25 protein-coding genes and 1 other annotated feature are annotated in these 23,892 nt (G+C 39.9%); of the genes, 21 read left to right on the top strand and 4 right to left on the bottom strand.

What is annotated here, in order from left to right:
* The first annotated feature begins 17 nt into the window (after positions 1-17).
* The 3 genes from dtd to MKX73_RS00195 all read left to right on the top strand — a co-directional run bounded on the left by dtd (position 18) and on the right by MKX73_RS00195 (position 1,700).
* The gene (gene dtd / locus MKX73_RS00205) at positions 18-464 is read left to right on the top strand and encodes a D-aminoacyl-tRNA deacylase (protein WP_340715792.1); all 447 of its coding nucleotides are present in this window, start codon (positions 18-20) and stop codon (positions 462-464) included.
* 70 nt (positions 465-534) lie between these two features.
* Positions 535-741, top strand: a complete 207-nt coding sequence (locus tag MKX73_RS00200) for a YuzF family protein (protein ID WP_340718815.1) — start codon at positions 535-537, stop codon at positions 739-741.
* Positions 742-806: 65 nt separating this feature from the next.
* Positions 807-1,700 (top strand): manganese catalase family protein, encoded by an 894-nt coding sequence (locus MKX73_RS00195; protein ID WP_340715791.1) that lies wholly within the window; start codon positions 807-809, stop codon positions 1,698-1,700.
* Between the two features lie 107 nt (positions 1,701-1,807).
* Here MKX73_RS00195 and hisA read toward each other — a convergent pair whose 3' ends face one another.
* A complete protein-coding gene (hisA, locus tag MKX73_RS00190; protein ID WP_340715790.1) occupies positions 1,808-2,569 on the bottom strand; it encodes a phosphoribosylformimino-5-aminoimidazole carboxamide ribotide isomerase in 762 nt (253 codons plus the stop codon).
* Positions 2,570-2,728: 159 nt separating this feature from the next.
* Here hisA and recD2 point away from each other — a divergent pair, with 159 nt between their 5' ends.
* A complete protein-coding gene (gene recD2 / locus MKX73_RS00185) occupies positions 2,729-5,224 on the top strand; it encodes an SF1B family DNA helicase RecD2 (RefSeq protein WP_340715789.1) in 2,496 nt (831 codons plus the stop codon).
* 334 nt (positions 5,225-5,558) lie between these two features.
* Entirely contained in the window at positions 5,559-6,770 is a 1,212-nt protein-coding gene (locus MKX73_RS00180; RefSeq protein WP_340715788.1) for a NupC/NupG family nucleoside CNT transporter, read from the top strand.
* Between the two features lie 46 nt (positions 6,771-6,816).
* Here the strand turns inward: MKX73_RS00180 and yeiL are convergent, their stop codons facing one another.
* Positions 6,817-7,485, bottom strand: coding sequence for a transcriptional regulator YeiL (gene yeiL / locus MKX73_RS00175; RefSeq protein ID WP_340715787.1), 669 nt, complete (start codon positions 7,483-7,485; stop codon positions 6,817-6,819).
* Between the two features lie 103 nt (positions 7,486-7,588).
* Between yeiL and MKX73_RS00170 the strand changes: the two genes are divergently transcribed.
* From MKX73_RS00170 to mtnN, 14 genes are all read left to right on the top strand, one after another.
* Positions 7,589-8,737, top strand: a complete 1,149-nt coding sequence (locus MKX73_RS00170) for an MFS transporter (RefSeq protein WP_340715786.1) — start codon at positions 7,589-7,591, stop codon at positions 8,735-8,737.
* Between the two features lie 54 nt (positions 8,738-8,791).
* Positions 8,792-8,999: a binding site (T-box leader), on the top strand.
* A gap of 136 nt (positions 9,000-9,135) precedes the next feature.
* Entirely contained in the window at positions 9,136-11,808 is a 2,673-nt protein-coding gene (alaS, locus tag MKX73_RS00165; RefSeq protein ID WP_340715785.1) for an alanine--tRNA ligase, read from the top strand.
* 117 nt (positions 11,809-11,925) lie between these two features.
* Positions 11,926-12,198, top strand: coding sequence for an IreB family regulatory phosphoprotein (locus MKX73_RS00160; protein ID WP_014823361.1), 273 nt, complete (start codon positions 11,926-11,928; stop codon positions 12,196-12,198).
* Positions 12,195-12,611, top strand: coding sequence for a Holliday junction resolvase RuvX (gene ruvX, locus MKX73_RS00155; RefSeq protein WP_340715784.1), 417 nt, complete (start codon positions 12,195-12,197; stop codon positions 12,609-12,611). The genes MKX73_RS00160 and ruvX overlap by 4 nt, the downstream gene beginning before the upstream one ends.
* Before the next feature lie 107 nt (positions 12,612-12,718).
* Positions 12,719-13,009 (top strand): DUF1292 domain-containing protein, encoded by a 291-nt coding sequence (locus tag MKX73_RS00150; protein WP_340715783.1) that lies wholly within the window; start codon positions 12,719-12,721, stop codon positions 13,007-13,009.
* Between the two features lie 72 nt (positions 13,010-13,081).
* Entirely contained in the window at positions 13,082-13,594 is a 513-nt protein-coding gene (locus MKX73_RS00145; protein WP_340715782.1) for a DUF1292 domain-containing protein, read from the top strand.
* A gap of 186 nt (positions 13,595-13,780) precedes the next feature.
* Complete coding sequence (gene mltG, locus MKX73_RS00140) at positions 13,781-14,899, top strand: endolytic transglycosylase MltG (protein WP_340715781.1); 1,119 nt, start codon at positions 13,781-13,783, stop codon at positions 14,897-14,899.
* A 216-nt stretch (positions 14,900-15,115) separates the two neighbouring features.
* The gene (locus tag MKX73_RS00135) at positions 15,116-15,748 is read left to right on the top strand and encodes an O-methyltransferase (protein ID WP_340715780.1); all 633 of its coding nucleotides are present in this window, start codon (positions 15,116-15,118) and stop codon (positions 15,746-15,748) included.
* Positions 15,749-15,753: 5 nt separating this feature from the next.
* The gene (locus tag MKX73_RS00130) at positions 15,754-16,686 is read left to right on the top strand and encodes a peptidase U32 family protein (protein ID WP_340715779.1); all 933 of its coding nucleotides are present in this window, start codon (positions 15,754-15,756) and stop codon (positions 16,684-16,686) included.
* Between the two features lie 19 nt (positions 16,687-16,705).
* Positions 16,706-17,983, top strand: coding sequence for a peptidase U32 family protein (locus MKX73_RS00125; RefSeq protein WP_340715778.1), 1,278 nt, complete (start codon positions 16,706-16,708; stop codon positions 17,981-17,983).
* Entirely contained in the window at positions 17,984-18,619 is a 636-nt protein-coding gene (gene udk / locus MKX73_RS00120) for a uridine kinase (RefSeq protein WP_340715777.1), read from the top strand.
* 272 nt (positions 18,620-18,891) lie between these two features.
* Positions 18,892-19,377: a transcription elongation factor GreA gene (greA, locus tag MKX73_RS00115; protein ID WP_340715776.1), complete on the top strand. Its 486-nt coding sequence runs from the start codon at positions 18,892-18,894 to the stop codon at positions 19,375-19,377.
* A gap of 133 nt (positions 19,378-19,510) precedes the next feature.
* A complete protein-coding gene (locus MKX73_RS00110) occupies positions 19,511-20,194 on the top strand; it encodes a YrrS family protein (protein WP_340715775.1) in 684 nt (227 codons plus the stop codon).
* 39 nt (positions 20,195-20,233) lie between these two features.
* Positions 20,234-20,926 carry a 5'-methylthioadenosine/S-adenosylhomocysteine nucleosidase gene (gene mtnN, locus MKX73_RS00105; protein WP_340715774.1) on the top strand — a complete coding sequence of 231 codons (693 nt, stop codon included), beginning with the start codon at positions 20,234-20,236 and terminating at the stop codon, positions 20,924-20,926.
* Between the two features lie 84 nt (positions 20,927-21,010).
* Here the strand turns inward: mtnN and sigK are convergent, their stop codons facing one another.
* Together sigK and pssA are read right to left on the bottom strand one after the other, a co-directional pair.
* A complete protein-coding gene (gene sigK / locus MKX73_RS00100) occupies positions 21,011-21,712 on the bottom strand; it encodes an RNA polymerase sporulation sigma factor SigK (RefSeq protein WP_079527948.1) in 702 nt (233 codons plus the stop codon).
* A gap of 85 nt (positions 21,713-21,797) precedes the next feature.
* A complete protein-coding gene (pssA, locus tag MKX73_RS00095) occupies positions 21,798-22,337 on the bottom strand; it encodes a CDP-diacylglycerol--serine O-phosphatidyltransferase (RefSeq protein WP_079527946.1) in 540 nt (179 codons plus the stop codon).
* 205 nt (positions 22,338-22,542) lie between these two features.
* Here pssA and MKX73_RS00090 point away from each other — a divergent pair, with 205 nt between their 5' ends.
* Positions 22,543-23,325, top strand: a complete 783-nt coding sequence (locus tag MKX73_RS00090) for a phosphatidylserine decarboxylase (RefSeq protein ID WP_340715773.1) — start codon at positions 22,543-22,545, stop codon at positions 23,323-23,325.
* A gap of 34 nt (positions 23,326-23,359) precedes the next feature.
* Positions 23,360-23,875, top strand: coding sequence for a YqeG family HAD IIIA-type phosphatase (locus MKX73_RS00085; RefSeq protein WP_340715772.1), 516 nt, complete (start codon positions 23,360-23,362; stop codon positions 23,873-23,875).
* Positions 23,876-23,892: the final 17 nt, after the last annotated feature.

Genomic DNA, 23,892 nt, shown 5'->3' with positions numbered 1-23,892 from the left:
AGATAGTAGGGGAAAAAATGCGCGTAATATTACAACGTTCAAAACAGGCGTCTGTTACAGTCGATGGACAAGTAACAGGTGCTATTCAAAAAGGCTATGTGCTGCTTGTCGGCATTACACATAGTGACACAGAGGAAGATATCAGATATGCAGCGAAAAAGATTACCGACTTGCGTATTTGGGAAGATGAGGACGGTAAGATGAATCGCTCCATTGCCGAAGCTGGCGGTGATATTTTATCTATTTCACAATTTACACTATATGCGGATACACGCAAGGGGAAGCGCCCTAGTTTTGTGGAAGCTGCAAGACCCGAACATGCAAAACCATTATGGGAAGCATTCAATGAACAATTAAAGGCGAATGGACTGCATGTGGAAACAGGTGTTTTCGGTGCGATGATGGATGTGGCACTTATTAATGATGGTCCTGTAACGATCACGATTGAATCTAAAGGCAAATAATCGATGAACGAATCACTCCTTTTACGCATATTGTACAGTATGCATACAAAGGAGTGATTTTTTGGTTCAAATGAACACCTATCCAAACGCGTACTGGCTAGAAGCGATCCAACACTATTTAGGGCAGATGGTGGCTGTCCAGCAAGATGGGAATCGTGTTCAGCAAGGGGTATTGGCCGCAATCTGTCCGGACTATATTGTACTTGATGTGTGCCAGACACCGTTTTATATTCGTATCGATAAAATAGTTTGGATTATGCCATTTTTAAAAAAATGAAATGAATGTGGTCTACGCACCCTCTGATCGTCATAAGCTTACTATGACAATTAGGGGGTGCTTTATTGTTTCAACGCGTCAATCGTTTACTTATTGATTTACCACAGGTTGAATATGGAGACGCAAATGCTGCAAGTGCGGTACAGGAATTATTAGGCGGAAAATTTGGTGAAATGTCGACTTTGAATAACTATATGTATCAGTCGTTCAATTTCCGCGGAAAAAAGAAATTAAAACCATTTTATGATTTAGTGGCGAGTATTACAGCAGAAGAGTTTGGACATGTGGAACTTGTCGCGACGACAATCAATTTGCTCAGCAAAGATACGACGTTTTCCGGTAACCCGAATCTTGCGCCGATGATGAATGCGAAAAATATGCGCAATACGCAGAGCTTTATCGCTTCTGCGCAGACAGCTTTACCTGTAGATTCGATGGGAAAACCGTGGAATGGGGAATATGTATTTTCCAGCGGGAATTTAGTGCTCGACCTGCTGCATAATTTCTTCTTGGAATGCGGAGCGCGGACACATAAAATGCGTGTATATGAAATGACAGATCATCCGACAGCTCGTGAAATGATCGGTTATTTACTAGTGCGCGGCGGGACACATGTTGTGGCCTATGCAAAAGCACTGGAAATGGCGACCGGCGTTGATGTAACACGGATGCTTCCGATTCCTAGCCTTGACAATCATGTATTTGACCACGCGAGAAAGTATGAGGAGCGTGGTTATGGAAATGTACTATTCACGTGGAATTACGTAGGGGATTATCAGGATATAAATAAAATCTGGAAAGGGCCGCATCCGACAACGAATGCTCCGCTCATCGTAGAAGAGGGCACGCCAAAAGGTGCTAAGATGCCGGATCTGGATGATTTGCCGGAAGAGTTTGCACCGGGAATCGGTCCGGAAGAGTTCCAGATGATCGCAAAACGTCTCATGTTCAATATGTAAGAGCATCGCAAAAACCCATTTTTCTATGAGCGAAAAATGGGTTTTTGCTATTGTTTTATAATAGAAATTAATGAAAGGTCTACATGAGTCAGTAATAAAAGTGCAGCCTATTTATTACCTTCGCAATAATTCACTACTGTTTGGAAGTCCAGGTCACCGCCGAAGATAGAAAGGGCGCTGCCGATAGTGACATGTAATTTCCCATCTGAAAGCAATTCGAATTTTTTCAAATCATCAATTGAACGAACGCCTCCAGCATACGTTGTCGGAATCGTTGTCCACTCCGCCAGATCACGTACTAAATCTTCCTGCATACCGCTGCGTTTACCTTCCACATCAACCGCGTGAATGAGAAGTTCATCACAATATTCTTCAATTTCCTTAATTGACTGTGCATTTACTTCGAAGTCACTGAATTTTGTCCATTTGTCTGTTACAACATACCATTTCCCATCACGTTTTCGACAGCTCAAATCAAGGACCAGTTTTTCTTTGCCGATTGTTTTAACCAATTGCTGCAGACGCTGCATATCAATCTGCCCGTCATGAAAAATATAGGACGTCACAATGACATGAGAAGCGCCTGCATCGATATATTTCTGTGCATTGTCTGCTGTAATGCCGCCACCTATTTGTAGACCGTTCGGATAAGCCTCTAATGCGGAAATCGCCGCTTCTTCATTTCCTGGACCGAGCATGATAACATGTCCGCCCGTCAGTCTGTTCTGCAGAAATAATGAAGCGTAGTACGAGGCATCCTGGTCAGAAGTGAAATTTTCAACCACTTCTTTATTGTCATAGCCAAGCGTGCTCCCGACAATCTGCTTCACTTTTCCGTCGTGTAAATCGATACAAGGTCTAAAATTCATATTCGTCACTACTTTCTCTTACATTCTATATGTATCATAACATTTCACCGTGCTAAATTAATAGAAAAATCAGACGCAAAGTCTGTTGCAATATTGTAGGACAGGTTATTTCGGGTATGATAAAATAGGCATACTATTATTAGAAAGCGTGGCATGAAAATGGCGGAAAATCTAAATTTGTTTGACGTAAATAAGCTCTTTATTTTAGGTCGACCAATTGTAACAATTTTTCATAATTCAACGAATATGTACTCCATTGTTCGTGTCAAAATTCAAGAAACGAATATTCAGTATGAAGAAAAAGAAATCATCGTAGTTGGTTATTTTCCTCAATTAGTAAATGATGAACTATATCGCTTTACAGGGCAGTTAAAAAGTCATCCGAAATACGGGATGCAGTTTCAAATTGACACATTTGAAAAAGAAGTTCCGACAACGGAGCAGGGAATCGTCCATTATTTATCAAGTGACCTGTTTACAGGAGTCGGGAGAAAAACAGCAGAGACTATCGTAGAAAAGCTAGGAATGGATGCTCTTACAAAAATATTGGAGGATCCGTCAGCACTTGATGCTGTTCCCCGTCTTTCTGCTGAAAAGAAATTACATATCCGCCAGACGATCGAGGAAAATTTGGGGCTGGAACGGGTGATGGTACGGCTGAACGACTGGGGCTTCGGACCACAGCTCGGGATGAAAATTTATCAGGCGTATCGTGAAGAAACAATTCAGCTGCTGACAGAAAACCCTTACCGGTTGATTGAGGAAGTGGAAGGGGTCGGATTCATACGTGCGGATGAACTTGGTGCGAAGCTGGGGATAACAGGAAATCATCCGGACCGGATTAAAGCAGCTATTTTTCACGTACTGACAAATGCCGCATTATCCGAAGGACATGTCTATCTGGATGCTGAAATGGTGCTTCCAATGGTGAAAGATATACTTGAACAAAGTCAGCGCATTGAAATTCCATATGAAGCGATTTCCAAAGCAGCAATCGAAATGCGAGAGGGTTCGAAAATATGCGGTGAAGAAACACGTATGTACTTGCCGTCACTTTATTTTAGTGAAGTGGGCATTGCCAGTAAAATCAACGAATTGAAAGAAAAAAACAAAATGGCCGAAAGTTTTTCAAAAGATGAAATCCGAAAAGCGATTGGCGATATTGAAGAACAGTACGATGTGACATATGCACCAACGCAGGCACAGGCGATAGAAACGGCAATTAATTCCGCGGTGATGATTTTAACAGGCGGACCGGGGACAGGAAAAACGACGGTTGTCCGAGGTTTGGTCGAAGTATATGCTGAGCTTCACGGATTATCATTGAATCCAAAAACATATGCGGAAAAAGAAGAACCGTTTCCGATTGTCCTGGCAGCACCTACAGGACGTGCAGCAAAAAGGCTTGCAGAATCGACTGGCTTGCCTGCAATGACAATCCACCGTCTATTAGGATTTAACGGGCAGGAAAAGGATGAAGAAACAGAGCGTGAAGTTGTAGGGCGACTCATCATTATCGATGAGATGTCAATGGTGGATACATGGCTGGCCCATCAGCTTTTAAAAGCGCTGCATGAAGATGTGCAGGTCGTCTTTGTAGGAGACCAGGACCAGTTACCACCTGTTGGACCAGGACAAGTATTAAAGGATTTACTAGCATCCAAGCAAATACCGACCGTCGAATTAACGGATATATACCGTCAGGCGGAAGGATCTACAATTATCGAAATGGCCCACCAGATAAAAAAAGGCAAAGTCCCGGATACACTGACTGCAAAAACAGCGGACCGCTCGTTTATTCAGGCAGGAGCCGGACAAGTAACGAGCGTTGTCACACAAGTTGTAAAAGGTGCGCTTGCAAAAGGACAGGCCATTCGAGATATTCAAGTATTGGCACCAATGTACAAAGGTCCTGCAGGTATTGATAATTTAAATAAAGAAATTCAGCAGCTTGTCAATCCGAATGATGGAATGAGAAAAGAACTTGTTTTCGGTGATACGATATACCGGATCGGGGACAAAGTGCTGCAGCTGGTGAATCAACCGGATAATAATGTCTTCAACGGGGATATGGGGGAAGTGATATCCATCATCCGTGCAAAGGAAACAGTGGAAAAGCAGGATTTGCTTATCGTCAGCTATGATGGAATCGAAGTAACGTATCAGCGTGCTGATTTGAACCAGATAACATTGGCCTATTGCTGTTCAATTCATAAATCTCAGGGCTCGGAATTTCAAACGGTCATTATGCCGATTGTCCGCGGCTATTCAAAAATGCTTCGCAGAAATTTACTGTATACGGGGATCACACGTGCCAAAAACTTTTTGATTTTATGCGGTGAGCCGGATGTATTGGCGAACGGTTTAGCGAAAACAGATGATTTAACCCGGTTAACAACATTAAAGGCGCGATTAAATCCTGAATTTATCACTGCTGAAAAGGCAGAAGAGTTACCGGAAAAAGAAGAGGTAAAAGCGTCCGTTAAGGAAGTGAAGCAAAATCCTTCTACAGAGCAGCTTGGTCTCCTGAATGTTTCGGCCTCACATAAAATCGGAGAATCGTTGCCAAATCATTTAACTGCAGAAACAGCACCATATATTCATCCATTAATTGGCATGGGAAATGTTTCGCCGTACGACTTCAATGAAGAATAGAACTAGTCATTTTCGTTCATGTTTGAATGGGAATGGCTAGTTTTTTTAATGCTCATGGAAATGTACTATTTTGGACAAATTTATTAAATGATGTGTTTACGTTCAAGAGTAGAGGGAAAATGTTTTAAATACAATAAAATTTTGAGACAAAACGGGGCATACTAAAAAAATGACAACTTTTTGCGGAAAAATCAGAAATTTTTAAAGAAACTATTAATTAATATTATTTATGCGGATATGTTAGTATGAAAAAAACTTATATGACGTCCGAAGTTAGATGTCAAAAATTACAAAATGAAAAGGTTTTCAAAACTAAAAAAGAAGGTGCACATACATGGATTTCGTATGGGGAATCATAGGTATTTTGGGAATCGTACTGATTGCCATCGGGTTATCGAATAACCGTAAAGCAATTCAATGGAGAATTATTATTTCAGGATTAGTTGTCCAGTTGATTTTTGCATTTATCGTATTAAAGTGGTCTTTCGGCCGTGAGAAGCTTATGCAACTTTCTGAAGGTGTTCAGAAGCTGATTGGTTATGCCAATGAAGGGATTAACTTCGTATTTGGCGGTTTAGCAAATCCGGATAGTGTTGGATTTGTATTCGCGATGAGCGTATTGACAATTATTATTTTCTTCTCATCTTTAATCTCTGTCCTATACTATTTAGGAATTATGCAATTTGTCATTAAGATTATCGGTGGTTTCTTATCAAAGGTATTAGGTACGACAAAAGCAGAATCAGTAAATGCTGCTGCCAATATTTTCGTTGGACAAACAGAGGCACCGCTTGTAATTCGTCCATTTTTAAATAAAATGACGAAATCGCAAATGTTCGCGGTTATGACAGGTGGACTTGCATCGGTTTCAGGTTCGGTATTAATCGGTTATTCATTATTAGGTGTTCCGCTTGAATATTTATTGGCGGCAAGTTTCATGGCTGCTCCAGCTGGGCTAGTAATGGCGAAATTAATGATTCCTGAAACAGAAGAAGTAAATGAAGACGACTTTAAATTAGAGCGAAATTCTGAAGCGACAAATGTTATTGATGCGGCTGCTGTAGGTGCATCTGACGGATTGAAATTAGCTGTAAACGTTGGGGCAATGCTACTAAGTTTCATCGCGTTAATTGCCTTGTTAAACGGTATTTTAGGCGGCATTACAGGATTATTCGGTTTTGAAAATGTTACGCTTGAAGGTTTATTAGGCTATGTCTTTGCGCCTTTGGCATTTTTAATCGGTGTTCCTTGGGATGAAGCAGTGCGTGCAGGTTCATTTATCGGTCAGAAATTAATCTTAAATGAATTTGTTGCCTACTCTAACTTCGGACCGGTTATCGGCGAGCTTTCTGAAAAAACCGGCATTATTATTTCGTTTGCACTTTGTGGTTTTGCAAACTTAAGCTCAATGGGTATTTTAATCGGTGGTTTAGGTGGAATGGCACCGGATAAACGTCCAATGATTGCAAAGCTTGCGATTAAAGCGGTTGCTGCAGGTACATTGGCATCATTATTATCAGCTGCAATTGCTGGTATGTTTATTTAATATATTTCAGAGACTGTGCTAAAAAATATTTTAGCGCAGTCTTTTTTTAATACGTAATTTCTGCTGCGAGTTTTTCCAGTTCAGGCCGATTTGCCAGAACATACCCGCGGTTTTGCTTCGTGATATAGCCGGCTTCGCTGAATTGTGCAAGCACAAAGAGCAGGTGGCGATAGGATACACCTAAGTAATCACAGACTTCTGTATGTTTTTCTTTATAGAATTGCTGATCTGATGATAGTAGAATAAATGAGGCTAACCGGTTTTCCAGCGGATAGGCCTGGTTTTGTGTATATTTTGCTGTTGCTGTGGTTGCTTTGTGACTTAAAAAAAGACAGAGCATTTTCAGAAACACAGGATCTGCCAATAATTTTTCCTTCACTTCCTGAATCGAAATGGCAAAACATACGGACTTTGATAAAGTCTGAATGCCTTTTGAATAGCGTTCGGCATTTAACAATTCCATTTCGCCCATGAATGTTGGGGCTGTAATAAAATCGATGAGCGAGATTTTCCCGTTTTTATGGGTAATATATAATTTAGCTTTCCCTTCAACCATGTAATACAAATAGTCAGGGAAAGAATGCTCATGGAAAATAAATTCGCCTTTATCAAATTCATACACGTGGATAAATGGAACAATATCAAATGAAAAATATTGGGAAATCGGGTATCGTTCGATATATGATAGACTTTCATCTAATGGTAACTTTCTCAAATTATAGAGCAACTCCTTCCAATAAAATATGAGATTTCTCACATTATTGTAGTATTTCTCATGCTAATATTCAACTTAATAAAAACGAAAAAGGATGAAGACTATGAATAATCAGCGTTGGCTCGCAAAAAACTTCTTTATGTTCTTTATTACATGGGGTATTTTCCTGCCGTATTGGACAGGTTGGCTTATTAACGATAAAGGGCTTACGGTTTCGGAAGCGAGTATTATTATGGGCTTTGGGCTCGTTGCACGGGCTGTATCGACGATGTTTATCTTCCCGTTTGTATCGAAAGTAATGAGCAACAAAAATGTGCTGATCTTTTTTACGGCAAGTTCATTAATTGTGACGCTGCTATACATACCGATTAATTCATTCAGCGGCTTATTTTTCATGACATTGCTGTTCAGTGCTTTTTACCCGGCATTATTACCGGCTGTTGAGAGCAGTGCTTCCACATTAATGCAACATGGATCCATTCATTATGGGAAAGCGCGTTCGTTAGGATCTTTTGGGTTTGTCGTCGCTGTACTTATCATCAGTATGATCAGCGGGATGTACGGGGAGCAAATGATTTTGTGGATGATGATTTTAGGTTTAGCAGCATTGCTCATCATTCAATTCATGCCTGCACCTCAAGTTTTAAGTTTAGTGCCTGTAAGAGAGAACGGAAAAACGCTTTCAATGAAAGGACTATTTGAAGTAAAAAGCTTTATCATCGTATTATTTGTCGTCATTTTACTTCAGGGGGCACACGCATCGTACTATAATTATGGATATATTTATCTGCAGGATCTGAATGTCAATCCGTTTTATATCGGCATGATTTTAAATGTCGCGGTAATATTTGAAGTTCTTTATTTTTTTAAGGCTGATACAATTCTTACAAAATGGAAGCCTTCTTCGTTATTGCTTATTGCGGCAATTGGCTCGAGCATTCGTTGGATACTCGTCTACGCATTTCCGAATATGCCGATGTTTATCATATCTCAGGCACTTCACGCCCTGTCATTTGCGATGGCGCATTATGCCTTTATCCGCTATATTTCAAAAGCTTTACCACAGGAACAGATTCCCAATGCACAGGGGATATATTCGGCCCTTGCAATGAGTTTAAGTGCAGCGATTCTAACATTATTAGGTGGTGCACTTTATGAAATCGAGCCAGGTTTGGCGTTCTTGGGAATGACCATATGTACAGTGCCTGCAATTCTTTTAATTTTACTGACGAAAAAACGTTTTAATTATTAAGGAATGCCGATTGACAGCACGATGTCTATTTTTTATAATGAAGAGCATAATAAAATGAAAACGATGATGGAACAAGTACGTATGGACTTCGTGATCAGAAAGAGATTTCCCGGCTGAAAAAATCTCCCCGAATAAATACTGAAAGCTACTCCAGAGTGCAGCTAATCACTGCCGTCTGCTTACGTTACAAGCACTTGAGATATAATGCACAGCGCATTATAAATTAGGGTGGTACCACGAAATAATAGTCTTCGTCCCTTTACCGGGATGAAGGCTTTTTTTGTTTTCTTCAGCGAATCATTAAGATTTCCGGTGAACGAAGCACTTATTTACGTGAAGGTGTAATCAATTCGTACCAAAATTCATCGACTTCAGTAAAAATTAGGAGGAAAAAAATCATGACAACAAAAATTATGACAGGTTCTGAAATTCGTCGTCTTTATTTGAATTTCTTTAAAGAAAAAGGGCATCATATTGAACCATCAGCACCATTAGTTCCAATTAATGACCCTTCACTTTTATGGATCAACTCAGGAGTGGCGACATTAAAACCGTATTTTGACGGACGTATCATTCCAGATAACCCGCGCATTACGAATGCACAAAAATCGATTCGTACAAACGATATCGAAAACGTAGGGAAAACAGCGCGTCACCATACATTCTTTGAAATGTTAGGGAACTTCTCTATCGGGGATTACTTTAAAAAAGAATCGATTCATTACGCTTGGGAGTTTTTAACGGACCCAAAATGGATGGGCTTCGATCCTGAAAAGTTATCGGTAACAATCCACCCTGAAGATCAGGAAGCATATGACGTATGGCACAACGAAATCGGGATTCCGAAAGAGCGCCTAATCCGACTTGAAGGCAACTTCTGGGATATCGGAGAAGGTCCATCTGGTCCAAACTCTGAAATCTTCTATGACCGCGGTGAAGAATATGGTGTTGGGGCACCGGCAGAAGAAATGTACACAGGCGGGGAAAACGAGCGTTACCTTGAAATTTGGAATCTTGTATTTTCTCAATTCAACCATAACCCGGACGGCACATATACTCCGCTTCCAAAGCAAAACATCGATACAGGTATGGGTCTTGAACGTATCGTTTCAGTAGTACAAAACGTACCGACAAACTTTGATACAGACTTATTCATGCCGATCATCGAAAAAACAGAAACGTTTGCAAACCGGACATACAAACGTCCGCATGAAGTGGATTTAAAAGAAATTTTCGGATCGACGGAAGATGTGAATACACCATTTAAAGTAATTGCAGACCATATCCGTACAGTAGCGTTTGCTATCGGGGACGGCGCATTGCCATCGAATGAAGGCCGCGGCTATGTATTGCGCCGTCTATTACGTCGTGCTGTCCGCTATGCGAAAAAAATCGGTATCGAAAAGCCGTTTATGTTTGAATTAGTGCCGACAGTCGGAGAGATTATGCATGATTTCTACCCGCAAGTAAAAGAGAAGGAAGCATTTATTCAACGTGTTATTAAAAACGAAGAAGTACGCTTCCATGAAACACTGGATGGAGGATTAGCAATTTTCAACGAAGTTGCAGAAAGCCAAAAAGCAAAAGGCGAAACAGTTATCCCTGGTGCAGACGCATTCCGTCTATATGATACATTCGGTTTCCCGATTGAGTTAACGGAAGAGTATGCAGAAGAAGTTGGCATGACAGTTGACCATGAAGGTTTTGAAGCTTCTATGGAGCAACAGCGTGAGCGCGCACGTAATGCCCGTGCTGATGTGGATTCAATGCAAGTGCAAAATGAAGTGCTTTCAAATTTAACACAGCAGTCAACATTTATTTATGATGCATTTGAAGCTTCTGCAAAAGTTGCGGCAATCGTTGTCAACGGACAAGAAACTTCTACTGCTTCTGAAGGTGAAGAGGCGTTAGTGATTTTAACGGAAACACCGTTTTATGCTGAAATGGGTGGACAAATTGCCGATACTGGTATCATTGAAGCGGACGGATTCACGGCCATCGTAAAAGATGTTCAAAAAGCGCCGAATGGTCAGCCATTGCACACAGTTGTAGTGGAATCAGGTGAAATGAATGTCGGCGATATGGCTACTGCAAAAGTAGATGAAGCAAAACGTAAATTGATCCTTAAAAACCATACAGCAACACATTTAATGCACCGTGCATTAAAAGACGTATTAGGTGATCATGTAGCACAAGCGGGTTCTTATGTAGGTCCTGACCGTTTACGCTTCGACTTCTCTCACATTGGCGCTGCAACGAAAGAAGAGCTTGCACAAGTGGAGCGTGCAGTGAACGAAAAGATTTGGGAAGATATCGAAGTCGTTATTCAGGAAATGGATATCGATTCTGCAAAAGCGATGGGTGCAATGGCGCTGTTCGGTGAAAAATATGGTGATGTTGTCCGAGTTGTAGCCGTTTCAGACTACTCTATCGAACTTTGCGGTGGACTGCATGTAAGCCGTTCATCTGAAATCGGCATCTTTAAAATCGTATCCGAAAGCGGTATCGGTGCTGGTACTCGCCGTATCGAAGCTGTTACAGGAAAAGCTGCATATGAAGCGATTAAAGAAGAAGAAGCGATTTTAAATGAAGCAGCTGTTCTTTTAAAATCAAATGCTAAAGATGTGGCAACTCGTGTGGCGACACTTCAAGCAGATTATAAAGAACTGCAACGCGAAAATGATTCCCTGTCACAAAAAATTGCCAATGCACAAGCTGGCGCAGTATTGGATGCCGCACAAAAAATTGGTGAAGTGACAGTACTTGCAACTCGTGTAGAAGCAAAAGACAATAATCAGCTACGCCAAATGATGGATGATTTAAAAGAAAAAATGGAATCAGCCGTTATTGTTCTTGGTGCTGTCGATGGCGAGAAAGTAATGCTGTGCGCGGGTGTAACGAAAGATATCGTAGGTGGAAACTATCACGCAGGGAACATTGTGAAGCAAGTAGCTGAAGCATGCGGCGGTAAAGGCGGCGGTCGTCCGGATATGGCAATGGCCGGTGCAAAAGATGCTGCAAAACTGGAAGAAGCGTTAAATGCTGTTTACGAACATGTAAAATCTTTCTAAATATCTAAATTTTACTACTGGCATATTTGAAGTGCTTGCAGGAATAAGTTATAATGATATAAATGGAGATGGGAGAGTGTGCTTCATCTCCTCATTGCTGAAAGCGAGGTGCTGGTCTTGAGTTCTTTCGATAAAACAATGAAATTCAGTTTTCCAGAAGAATCCATGGAACAAGAAGTAAAGCAAGTGATGCTGAAGGTGTATACGGCTTTAGAGGAAAAAGGGTATAATCCAACAAATCAAATTGTAGGGTATTTATTATCTGGCGACCCGGCATACATCCCTCGCCACCAGGACGCACGTAATTTAATCCGCAAGCTTGAGCGTGACGAGATTTTAGAGGAACTCGTTAGATTTTATATTAGAAAGAATACTGAGGCGGATAAATGAGGATTATGGGTTTAGACGTCGGCTCGAAAACAGTCGGCGTTGCAATTAGCGATGCGCTAGGATGGACAGCGCAAGGTATCGAGACGATAAAAATCGATGAAGCGGCAGGCGAATTTGGTATTGAACGTATTAAAGTGCTTGTAAAGGAACACAATGTAACTGAATTTGTTGTAGGCTACCCGAAAAACATGAATAATACAATTGGTCCTCGAGGTGAAGCTTCCGAAAGCTATAAAAAGTTGCTGGAAGATACATTCGGTTTTCCTGTTAAGCTTTGGGACGAGCGTATGACAACGATGGCTGCTGAGCGTATGCTGATCGAAGCAGACGTAAGCCGTAAAAAAAGAAAGCTAGTTATTGATAAAATGGCTGCTGTCATGATTTTACAAGGTTATTTAGATAGTAAAAACTAAAGTTGCTCTACATAAGGCTTTTTTGTACTTATCCGAAAAGGCTTTATGTATAATGAATTGAGCAGCAACAGGCACCAATGCCTAAATATTATGAAGAGGTGACGATCATGTCAGAACAACAAAATAACATTACAGTAGTCGATGAAAACGGCAACGAACAACTTTGCGAAATTTTACACACTTTCGATTCAGAAGAGTTCGGTAAATCATATGTATTATATTCTTTAGTAGGCGCAGAAGAAGATGAAGATGGAGCAGTTGAAATCTTTGCATCTGCATTCGTTCCTGCTGAAAACGGTGAAGATGGCGAATTAACGCCAATTGAAACAGAAGCAGAATGGGATTTTATCGAAGAAGTATTAAATCAAATCGAAGACGAATTAGGCGAAGAAGAATAATTCATTTGACACGATAAAACAGAGCAGGTGATGAGCCTGCTCTGTTTTATTCATTAAGTGGGAGGAAAAAATATGGAAGAAAATATTTTTATTTTGCAAAAAGAAGACGGCGGAGAGCAGCAATGCCGCGTTGTATTTACATTTGATTCGGAAGAACATTCTTATGTTTTATTCTCATTAATCGGTGATGAAGAAGCTGGTATTTCGGCACTTCGCTATATTCTTGATGAGAATGGTGAAATGAGCGGATTCTCGGATATTGAAACTGATGAAGAATGGGCAATGGTTGAAGAAGTTATGAATACTGTGCTGTCGGAATTCGGCGCGGATCAGACAAATTACTTCACAATTACGAATGAAGATGACGAAGAAGTTATGTGCCAAATATTGCACCGATTCGAAAACAACGGAAAAAATTATTTGTTCTATGCAATTATGGAAGACGATGAGCCTCAATTGGAGGAAGTATATGCTTCTGCCTATATCTCGGGCGACAATGGTGAAGTAGCGGACCTGCTTCCTATCGAAACCGATGCAGAGTGGGAAATGGTCGAACAAGTATTAAACTCATTAGCACAAAACTAATTTCAAGAACCTTACTGACAATGAATACGTCAGTAAGGTTTTTTATTGGGCAAAATTAGACAAAAACGAACATTTTCTATTATAAAACGTCGCAAATAGTGGGAATTTACATACCTTTCGTGGCTCGATATTGTGTCGAAAGGTTTTTTTATGTATCATTATGGAAGAGAAAAAGGGGGGGCTCCCGTGCTAGACGAAAATAAGAAACAAGAAATGTTCAATAAAATGAAAGAGCGCAAAGGAGAAGTCAAAACGGTGCGTAAAATAGTAGGAATTATCGCGTTGGTAGCTTTTCTGATTATTGCCATTGTCGGTTTCGCAGGATACAACTATGTGACTTCGGCATTGAAACCGATGGACCCGGATTCGAACGAAAAAGTTGAAGTCGAAATTCCGATGGGTTCAGGTATTACATTAATATCAACCATTTTAGAAGATAAGGGCATTGTAAAGAATGCGCAGATTTTTAAATATTATACTAAGTTTAAAAATGAATCGGAATTCCAAGCCGGCAGCTATTCTTTAACAAAATCCATGACCCTCGACGAAATTATTGAAAGCTTAAAGACAGGTCGTGTGTATCGCGAGCCTGTATTTACAATGACAGTACCGGAAGGGTTAACGCTCGAACAAGTAGCGGATGTTGTACAGAAAAATACTTCTCACAAAGCAGAAGACTTCATGAAAATAGTGACGGATGCCGCTTATGTGGAGCAATTGATCACTGAATATCCTGATTTGCTGTCAGAAGATATTTTAAAGGAAAACATTCGTCATCCGTTAGAAGGCTATTTATATCCGGCAACATATCCGTTCTTTGAGGAAAATCCATCGATTGAGGAAATTATCGGTACAATGCTTACTGCGATGAATACGATTGTTTCCGAATATACCCCTCTTTTAGAAGAACGCGAAACATCGGTTCATGAATTGCTGACGTTTGCATCATTACTTGAAGAAGAGGCAACGGCACAAACTGATCGTGAAACAATTGCGAGTGTATTCTATAACCGTATGGAAATTGAAATGCCTTTACAGACAGATCCAACCGTACTGTATGCATTAGGTTCGCATAAAGACCGCGTGCTGTATGAAGATTTGGAAGTGGACAACCCGTATAATACGTATCAAAACGTCGGATTGCCTCCAGGACCGATTGCGGGAGCCGGAAAAATATCAATTGAAGCGGCGTTGAACCCTTCAAAAACAGATTATTTATACTTCCTGGCAGATAAAGAGGGCATAAATCATTTTGCTAAAACGTATGATGAACATTTAGCGAACATCGAAAAATATCTACGTTAAGAAAGTTAAGTTGTAGAAAAGGAATCGAATGGCTTGAAATTTCCGTTTTAAGATGGAATTCAGTAAATTATTCGCATTCCTTTTCTTTTCATGCTATTATAAATTGTGATTTTTTGTCCTTATATAACAATTTTGTAGGCGCAAACATCTTCGTTTCGTCTTTTTTCTTGTGAATGAAAGATGTGCGCAAACAACCAGGTAAAGGGAGAATGACGAATGGAATTATCAGACGCTTATATTGCTTCCTTCATTCCTGAACGTGATGAATTACTAATGGAAATGGAACGCTTCGCAGAACAGAATCATGTTCCGATCATGCAGCTTGCCGGGATTGAATCGCTGAATCAAATTTTGCGCATTCAAAATCCGAAATCGATTTTGGAAATCGGAACGGCAATAGGTTATTCTGCTATCCGAATGGCTCAAGCACTTCCGGATTGTCATATCGTGACGATAGAACGCGATGTGTCGCGAGTTCAGTATGCCAAGGAATTCATTGCAAGGTCAGAGGTGGCAAACCGCATACAAGTAATTGAGGGAGATGCGTTAGAGGTAGACACGGAAACACTTCCTTCTACTTTTGATGCTGTTTTTATTGATGCGGCAAAAGGGCAATACATGAAGTTTTTCGAAAAATACGCAACACTCGTTCCATCGGGTGGCGTTTTATACATCGATAATATGTATATGCACGGATTATCAGATTTAGATATAAAAGAAGTACCTAGAAGAAAAAGAACGATGATCCGCAACTTAAAAACATTTTCAGACTGGATCATGGCACATCCTGATTATTCGAGTGCCTTTTTCCCTGTCGGTGATGGTTTGTTAATTTGTTTGAAGAGGTGATTAGTGTGAAAAAACCAGAATTATTAGTAACACCACAATCCATTGAGCATATTACAGCGCTACTTGAGGCAGGTGCAGATGCTTTTGTGATCGGTGAACAAAAATTTGGCTTACGTTTGGCTGGAGACTTTACAGTGGCACAGGTGGAAGAAGCGACAAAGCTGATTCACGCTGCAGGTAAAAAGGTTTATGTAGCGGTCAATGCATTGTTTCACAACGATCGCTTAGATGCATTGGATGACTATTTAGTACAAATGCAGCGTATCGGGGTAGATGCATTATTATTCGGGGATCCGGCAGTAATTATCGCAGTGCGTGAAAACAATGTAACAATACCACTGCACTGGAACCCGGAAACGACTGCAACGAACTTCTTCCAAGTGAACTATTGGGGTGAACGCGGAAGTAAGCGTGCTGTACTGGCACGTGAGCTTTCAGTCGATGAAGTGATTGAAATAAAAGAAAATACAAAGCATGAAATCGAAGTACAAGTACATGGTATGACTTGTATGTTTCAATCTAAACGCTCACTTTTAGGAAACTACTTCCTGTACCGTGACGAAGCGATGGAAATCGAAAATCGCAAAGAAAACAAAAATATGTTCCTCCACGATAAAGAGCGTAAAAATAAATATCCGATCTATGAGGATATGAATGGCACACATATTTTCTCGCCTAATGATATGTGCATTATCGAAGAGTTAAACGAGTTGTTTGAAGCGGGTATCGATTCATTGAAAATTGATGGTGTCCTTCAAACATTTGATTATACGGTAACGGTTACAAAACTTTACCGTCAAGCAATCGATATGTATTTCGATCAAGGCGAAGATGCGTACGATGACATTAAGTCCGAGCTATTCGAGCAAATCGAAGCGATTCAGCCAGCGTTACGTCCACTGGATACTGGCTTCATCTACAAGGAAACAGTTTACTAGGAAGGAGAACGAACGCAGTATGCTACAATTAATTCAAAATGAAAAAATCCGTGAAGAAGTTAACGGAAAAACAGTAATTACGAAAAAACCAGAACTTTTAGCACCGGCAGGAAGCCTGGAAAAATTAAAAGTAGCGGTACACTATGGAGCTGACGCTGTATTTATTGGTGGTCAGGAATTTGGTTTACGTTCAAACGCAGGAAACTTCACAATTGAAGAAATGAAGGAAGGCGTTGAATTTGCGAGCAAGTATGGTGCCGTTGTTTATGTAACAACAAATATTTTTGCGCATAATGAAAATATGGATGGTTTGGAAGAATACTTGCAGGCAATCGAGGGAGCAGGCGTAAAAGGGATTATCGTTGCAGACCCGTTAATTATTGAAACGTGTAAAAAGTGTGCGCCTTCACTGGAAATCCATCTTTCTACACAACAGTCTTTATCCAACTGGAAAGCGGTAAAGTACTGGAAAGAAGAAGGTTTGGAACGTGTTGTATTGGCACGTGAAGTCGGCGGGGAAGAAATGCGTAAAATGAAAGAAGAGGTAGACATTGAAATTGAAGCATTCGTGCACGGTGCAATGTGTATCGCTTATTCCGGACGCTGTACACTTTCAAACCATATGACAGCACGTGACTCGAACCGTGGCGGCTGCTGTCAGTCTTGCCGTTGGGATTATGATTTATATGAAAACAAAGACGGTGAAGAAACAGCATTGTTTAACGAAGGTGAAGCACCGTTTGCAATGAGCCCGAAAGACTTGAAATTAATCGAATCCATTCCTCACATGATTGAGTTAGGAATTGATTCGTTAAAAGTGGAAGGCCGCATGAAGTCGATTCACTATATTGCAACGGTTATTTCCGTTTATCGTAAAGTAATTGATGCCTACTGTGCAGATCCGGATAACTTTACATTCGAAAAAGAGTGGCTGGAAGAACTTGCGCGCTGTGCAAACCGTGCAACGGCTTCGTCATTCTTTGAAGGTGAGCCAAGCTATAAACAACAGATGTTTGGTTTTCACTCGCATAAAATGAAGTGGGATTTTGCCGGGTTTGTCATGGATTATGATGCCGAATCACAAATGGTTACATTGGAACAACGCAACTATTTCAAGACAGGCGATACGGTAGAATTTTTCGGCCCTAATATGGATACATTCAAAATGACGGTTGGCCAGCTTTGGGATGAAAAAGGCAATGAACTAGATGTTGCCCGCCACCCACTACAAATCGTTAAATTTAAAGTTGATCGCTCATTATCACGTTTTGATATGATGCGAAAGGAGAATAATTAAATGTCAAACCGTCCAGTTGTAATCGGAATTGCCGGAGGTTCATGCTCAGGTAAAACGAGTGTGACACGTTCTATATACGATGTATTTCGTGAACATTCAGTAGTAGTAATCGAACAGGATTATTATTACAAAGACCAAAGCCATATGACGTTTGAACAGCGTCTGGAAACAAATTATGATCATCCGCTTGCATTTGACAATGATTTGCTGATCGAGCACATTCACCGTTTACTTGCATATGAATCAGTGGAAAAGCCAGTCTATGATTATGTACAGCATACACGTTCAGATGTAGTCATTCATGTAGAACCTAAAGATGTAATTATCGTTGAAGGAATTTTAGTGCTGGAGGACGAGCGTCTTCGTGATTTGATGGATATTAAATTATTCGTGGATACAGATTCCGACTTACGTATTATCCGACGCATTCAACGAGATATTAAAGAGCGCGGCCGTACAGCTGATTCTGTAATCGATCAGTATTTAACAGCAGTGCGTCCAATGCACAATATGTTTATCGAACCGACTAAGCGATATGCAGATGTAATTATCCCTGAAGGCGGGGAAAATAACGTTGCAATTGACTTAATGGTAACGAAAATAAAAACAATTCTTGAAACTGAATCAAACTTGTAATATGATGATGTAGTATTTACATTAATTTCATTTACATTTTAAATTGATAGAACAACATAAATAATTAATCATAAAATTCGGCTGCCCGTATTACGGTGTAAACTTCTTCTAAAAGAAGGGATTTACACATACCGTAAACTAGTAGTCGGGTTTTCTGTTATTTATGAACAAAATACGTGAAAATAACTTTTGAATTTATACGTATTTTTAGAAATAGAAATAGAAAACGCCAAAAGTAAACGTTTTCAAGTTAATACTAAGGAGTGGGAATAATGTCAAACGAAAAACAATATCCAATGACACTTGATGGAAAACAAAAATTAGAAGATGAATTAAACACATTAAAAACAGTAAAGCGTCCTGAAGTAGTAGAGCGTATTAAAGTAGCTCGCAGCTTCGGTGACCTTTCTGAGAACTCTGAGTATGATTCAGCAAAAGAAGAGCAAGGATTTGTGGAAGGTCGTATTTCATTGATCGAGCAAATGCTGCGTAATGCTGTCATTATTACAGAGGACGAGACATCAAATACGATTTCTTTAGGGAAAACAGTTACATTTGATGAACTGATCAATGGTAAACGTGCAAACTTTGAAGAATCTTATACAATTGTTGGTTCAGCTGAAGCTGATCCGATGGAAGGCAAAATTTCAAATGACTCTCCGATTGCTAGAGCTTTAATGGGCAAGCATGTGGATGATGTTGTAAAACTGACTACACCAGGCGGAGAAATGGAAGTTATTATTTTAGAAGTAAAATAATTTATGAAGCAGTTAGCATCAATTGCTAGCTGCTTTTCTTATGTAGATAAATTTGGCAGAGTTTCCAATGTTCAATTTCCGTGCAACCTTCGCTGTTCTAATGCTAAAATAGGTGTGCATAGGAGGAATTGAAATGGAACGAAAAAGACGATTTCAAACACGACAACAGTATGCTGAACAACAATCAAAACAGACGAAATTTCAAAAAGCGGATAAAAGATTAAATTACTTGATCGCTATTGTCGCTGTATTAATTGTGGCAACATTAATTTTTATTATTACACAAGAGCCAGAACCTGAAAACAAAGCAGAGCAGGATTCGCCGGCAGAAGTAGCAACTGATGTCCCGGAAGATGATGCTGGACAAGAAACGGAAGATAATGAAACAGAAACTAATGTGCCGGAAGAAGTAGAAGAGGAAGATACCGTTACAGATGAAACTGAAACCGAACAGCCAACATCTGAATCAGGCGACACGGTAAGTCCTTCTGATGATCCGTCCGTAAAAGAAGTCATTACAAATCCGAATTGGCCGGCCTATCCGACGGCACAAACAGGTGAACATGTGTCGACATATGAAAAAGGGCATATTGATTACGAAGAAAAACTAAAAGCGATTTTTAGTGTCCTTGATTTACAGCAGGAAAACAGTATTGTCCTACGTGTGAATAATAACGGAAGTACGGAAAGTGCAATTGCCGTTGTCACATCGATGGACAAAGAGCAAAAATACCGAGTAAGCATAGAATGGGTTGACAATGAAGGCTGGAAACCGGTTCAAGTAGAAGTTTTAACAACTTTGGAAGGTTCGCAATAAAAAAGAATAGTCAGCTAGATTAATTGGAGGAATGAATAAATGACAATAGCAGTAATCGGTGCAATGGAGCAGGAAGTAGAATTATTACGAGACGCACTGCAAAATACGCAAACAGAAACAATAGCAAATGGTGAATATACAACGGGTACATATGAAGGCAAAGAAGTCGTACTGTTAAAAAGCGGGATCGGTAAAGTGAATGCGGCAATGTCTACGACGATTCTATTGGAAAAGTTTAATCCGAAAGTTGTTATCAATACAGGATCTGCAGGCGGTTTTGATGCAGCGTTAAAAGTTGGGGATATCGTCATTTCCGATGAAGTACGTCATCATGATGTGGATGTTACTGCTTTTGGCTATGAAATCGGTCAAATGGCGGGAATGCCGGCAGCTTATAAATCGGATGAACAATTAATGGAAGTTGCAAAACAGGCAGTTAAAGAAGTGGGAGAGCATAATTACAGTGTAGGTCTAATTTGTTCAGGCGATGTATTTATGAGCAACCCTGCGCGTGTTGAGGCAGTACGGAAAGATTTTCCATCAATGAAAGCCGTGGAAATGGAAGCGGCGGCTGTAGCGCAAGTTTGCCACCAATTTGAAACTCCATTTGTTGTCATACGTGCATTATCAGATATTGCAGGACAAGAATCAAGCATGTCTTTTGATGAATTTTTACCAGTTGCAGCAAAACACTCAACAGAAATCGTATTAAACGCCATTACAAAACTATAATTGGCATCAGCATAGAAATGCCCAATCACATTAAAGGATTGGGCATTTTTTTGTTGTATTTCGGAAGTTTGCCTTTCATAGGGCTTATTCTTTCTCTCCATGCTTAAACTGCTGGTAAAGCTTAATAAGTGCCCGTTTTTCAATACGTGAAACATAGCTGCGTGAAATATTGAGCCTTTTGGCAATTTCTTTTTGGGTATGCGGGTCGAAGTTTTGAAGTCCATAGCGGTAGGAAATAATTTCGAGCTCACGCGGATCTAATGTATCCAAATAGCGATACAGCTGGGCAAAATCCTCCTGTCGTTCAATTTTTTCAATTGTTGAAGGTTCGTCAAGCTGCAGCAAATCACGGATTTGAAGAGACTGCCCATCTTTATCGACACCAATCGGCTCAAATAACGAGACATCTTTTTGCACTTTTTTTTGTGCACGAAGATGCATCAGAATTTCATTTTCGATACATCGGGCGGCATATGTGGCGAGACGGGTCTTTTTTTCTGGTGTAAAACTGCTTACGGCTTTCATAAGACCAATCGTGCCGATTGAAATATAATCATCAAGCAAATCGTGTGAAGGATGGAATTTTTTTACGACATGTGCAACTAGCCGCATATTTCGCTCAATTAATTCGACACGAGCGCTCTCATCCCCCTTAATAAAACGATTGATGACTTCTTCTTCTTCCTCGCGTGATAACGGTTTATAAAACGTCTGCCCTTTTAAATAACCTAATAATGCGGGAAGCTCAAGCCAAAGTTGAACCAATGCTGTCACAAAACCGCTCAAGCAATTAACATCCTTTCATCTTTTCGACAGTATATGATGAATTTTGCGCAGAAATGAAAAAAGTGTAAGAGCGATATTTCTGCTCTTACACTTTTTTTAATGTAAACGTACTTACCATCAATAGTGCCAACACCGGGAAAAGAATTAAATAAAACGTTTCGGATAACATATTTGTAAAGAAATAAGAAATAGTCAGTAATGTACCTGCCGCTGTAATCGGCAAACCTACGAAATAACCTGTTGAATCCATCACATTGAATCGAGCTAAACGCAGCGCACCGGCTGCAATAAATAATACTGGCATCATCATACCTGTAAACCCTGCGTTCATTAATGCCATTTCATACATTAACAGGGCAGGAGCTACACCGAAGGAAATAATATCCGCCATGGAATCGAGCTGTTTTCCCAATTCGGACTCCTGATTAAATTTACGGGCAACTTTTCCATCATACCGATCTAAAAAAGCAGCGATAAAAATTAATAATACACTGTAGCTATGATACTCATTTAGCGTAGCCATAATTGCAGCCCCACCAAACGACATATTTGTAATTGTAATAATATTAGCAGCATTTGCTTTTATTTTTTTAAACGTTGAATCAACTTTTTGAAGTAGAAACATTGGAAAACACTCCCTTGCACATCGGCTAAATTCTATTATACTTGTTCTATTAAAAAAAGGTAATAGTTAATTCATATTAAGACCTTTCTTTGTTAGGCCAGTCATTATATAATTTACTTTTATCCCGCATTTGCGGATAGTAGTTATTTTGCTTCCAAAGCATAGCGGCAAGCTTCAATACTTAATCAAAACCGGAGGACCTAGAATGAAGGAAAAATTATACCGGAATATGATAGAACTATCAAATGGTAAAATCTCTTCGAAAATTTTACAACAGATTGCACAATCACGTTTAAGTAAAAATTTTATTCGTAGCTATAGTCAAATATACGGAATTAACATACAAGAAGTTTCAAAATCTCCAAAAGAATTTACTAGCCTGCATGATTTTTTTGTTCGTCAGTTGAAAGAAGAAGTGCGTCCGGTAGATGTGCGCACAAATATATTTGCAAGTCCGGTTGATGCAAAAATAGAAGCATTCGGCAATATTGTGGATCAGGAAATGTTTACTGTGAAAAATAAGCCATATTCTTTAATTGATCTAATGGGAAATGAAACACAGGCAAAGAGGTATAATAACGGCAAATATATTGTTTTTTATTTGAGCCCTGCAGATTATCACCGCATCCATAGTCCGATTGATGGTGTTGTTAAGCGACAATACATACTTGGACAAAAGTCTTATCCAGTAAACCAGATGGGCTTGCAATACGGAAAAAAACCGATCAGTCATAATTATCGTATGATTAGTGAAATTAACTATGAAAAACAACATTATACAGCATTCATTAAAGTAGGAGCGACTTTTGTGAATTCAATTGAACTTACAAACACGTCAACACAGTGGAAAAAAGGGGAAGAAATCGGCTATTTTGCTTTCGGCTCAACCGTTGTGATGTTATTCGAACAAAATACAATTGAATTTACCGAGAATGTTACAAATGGGGCGAAGATAAAAATGGGAGAAGCCTTTGCTACTATGGTATAATGAATAAATAAATTTTGAGTTAGGGGTTACGGCTTTGTACAACTTTTTATTACCAGATGAATTTATTCGCAGTGTATATGAAATTACACCGGAAAAATTAAAGGATTTAGGCATTAAAGGGATCATAACAGATTTAGATAATACGCTTGTAGAATGGGACCGCGCTGATGCGACGGAAGAGCTTGTACAATGGTTTGAAATGATGCGTGAAGCAGGCATAAAAATTATCATCGCCTCAAACAATCATGAAGCACGGGTGCGCCAGTTTGCGGAACCGCATGGCATACCGTTTATTTTCCGTGCAAAAAAACCATTAGGTGCAGCATATTATGCGGCCCTTGTTCAGCTGCGTCTGCGCCGCCATGAAGTTGCGATGCTGGGAGATCAGCTGCTAACAGATGTGATTGGTGCAAAACGTCAAAAACTTTATACGTTTTTAGTACGTCCTGTTGCTGACTCTGATGGACTCGTTACAAAATTTAACCGCTTCGTCGAACGTCGTGTATATAACGATCTAAAGCGAAAAGGAAAGTATCCTTGGGAAGACTAAAAAGCGACCCGAGTTTT

Source organism: Solibacillus sp. FSL W7-1436, from assembly GCF_038007305.1.
In the GTDB taxonomy this organism is placed as follows: Bacteria; Bacillota; Bacilli; order Bacillales_A; family Planococcaceae; genus Solibacillus.
This window is presented reverse-complemented; position numbering and strand designations above follow the sequence as displayed.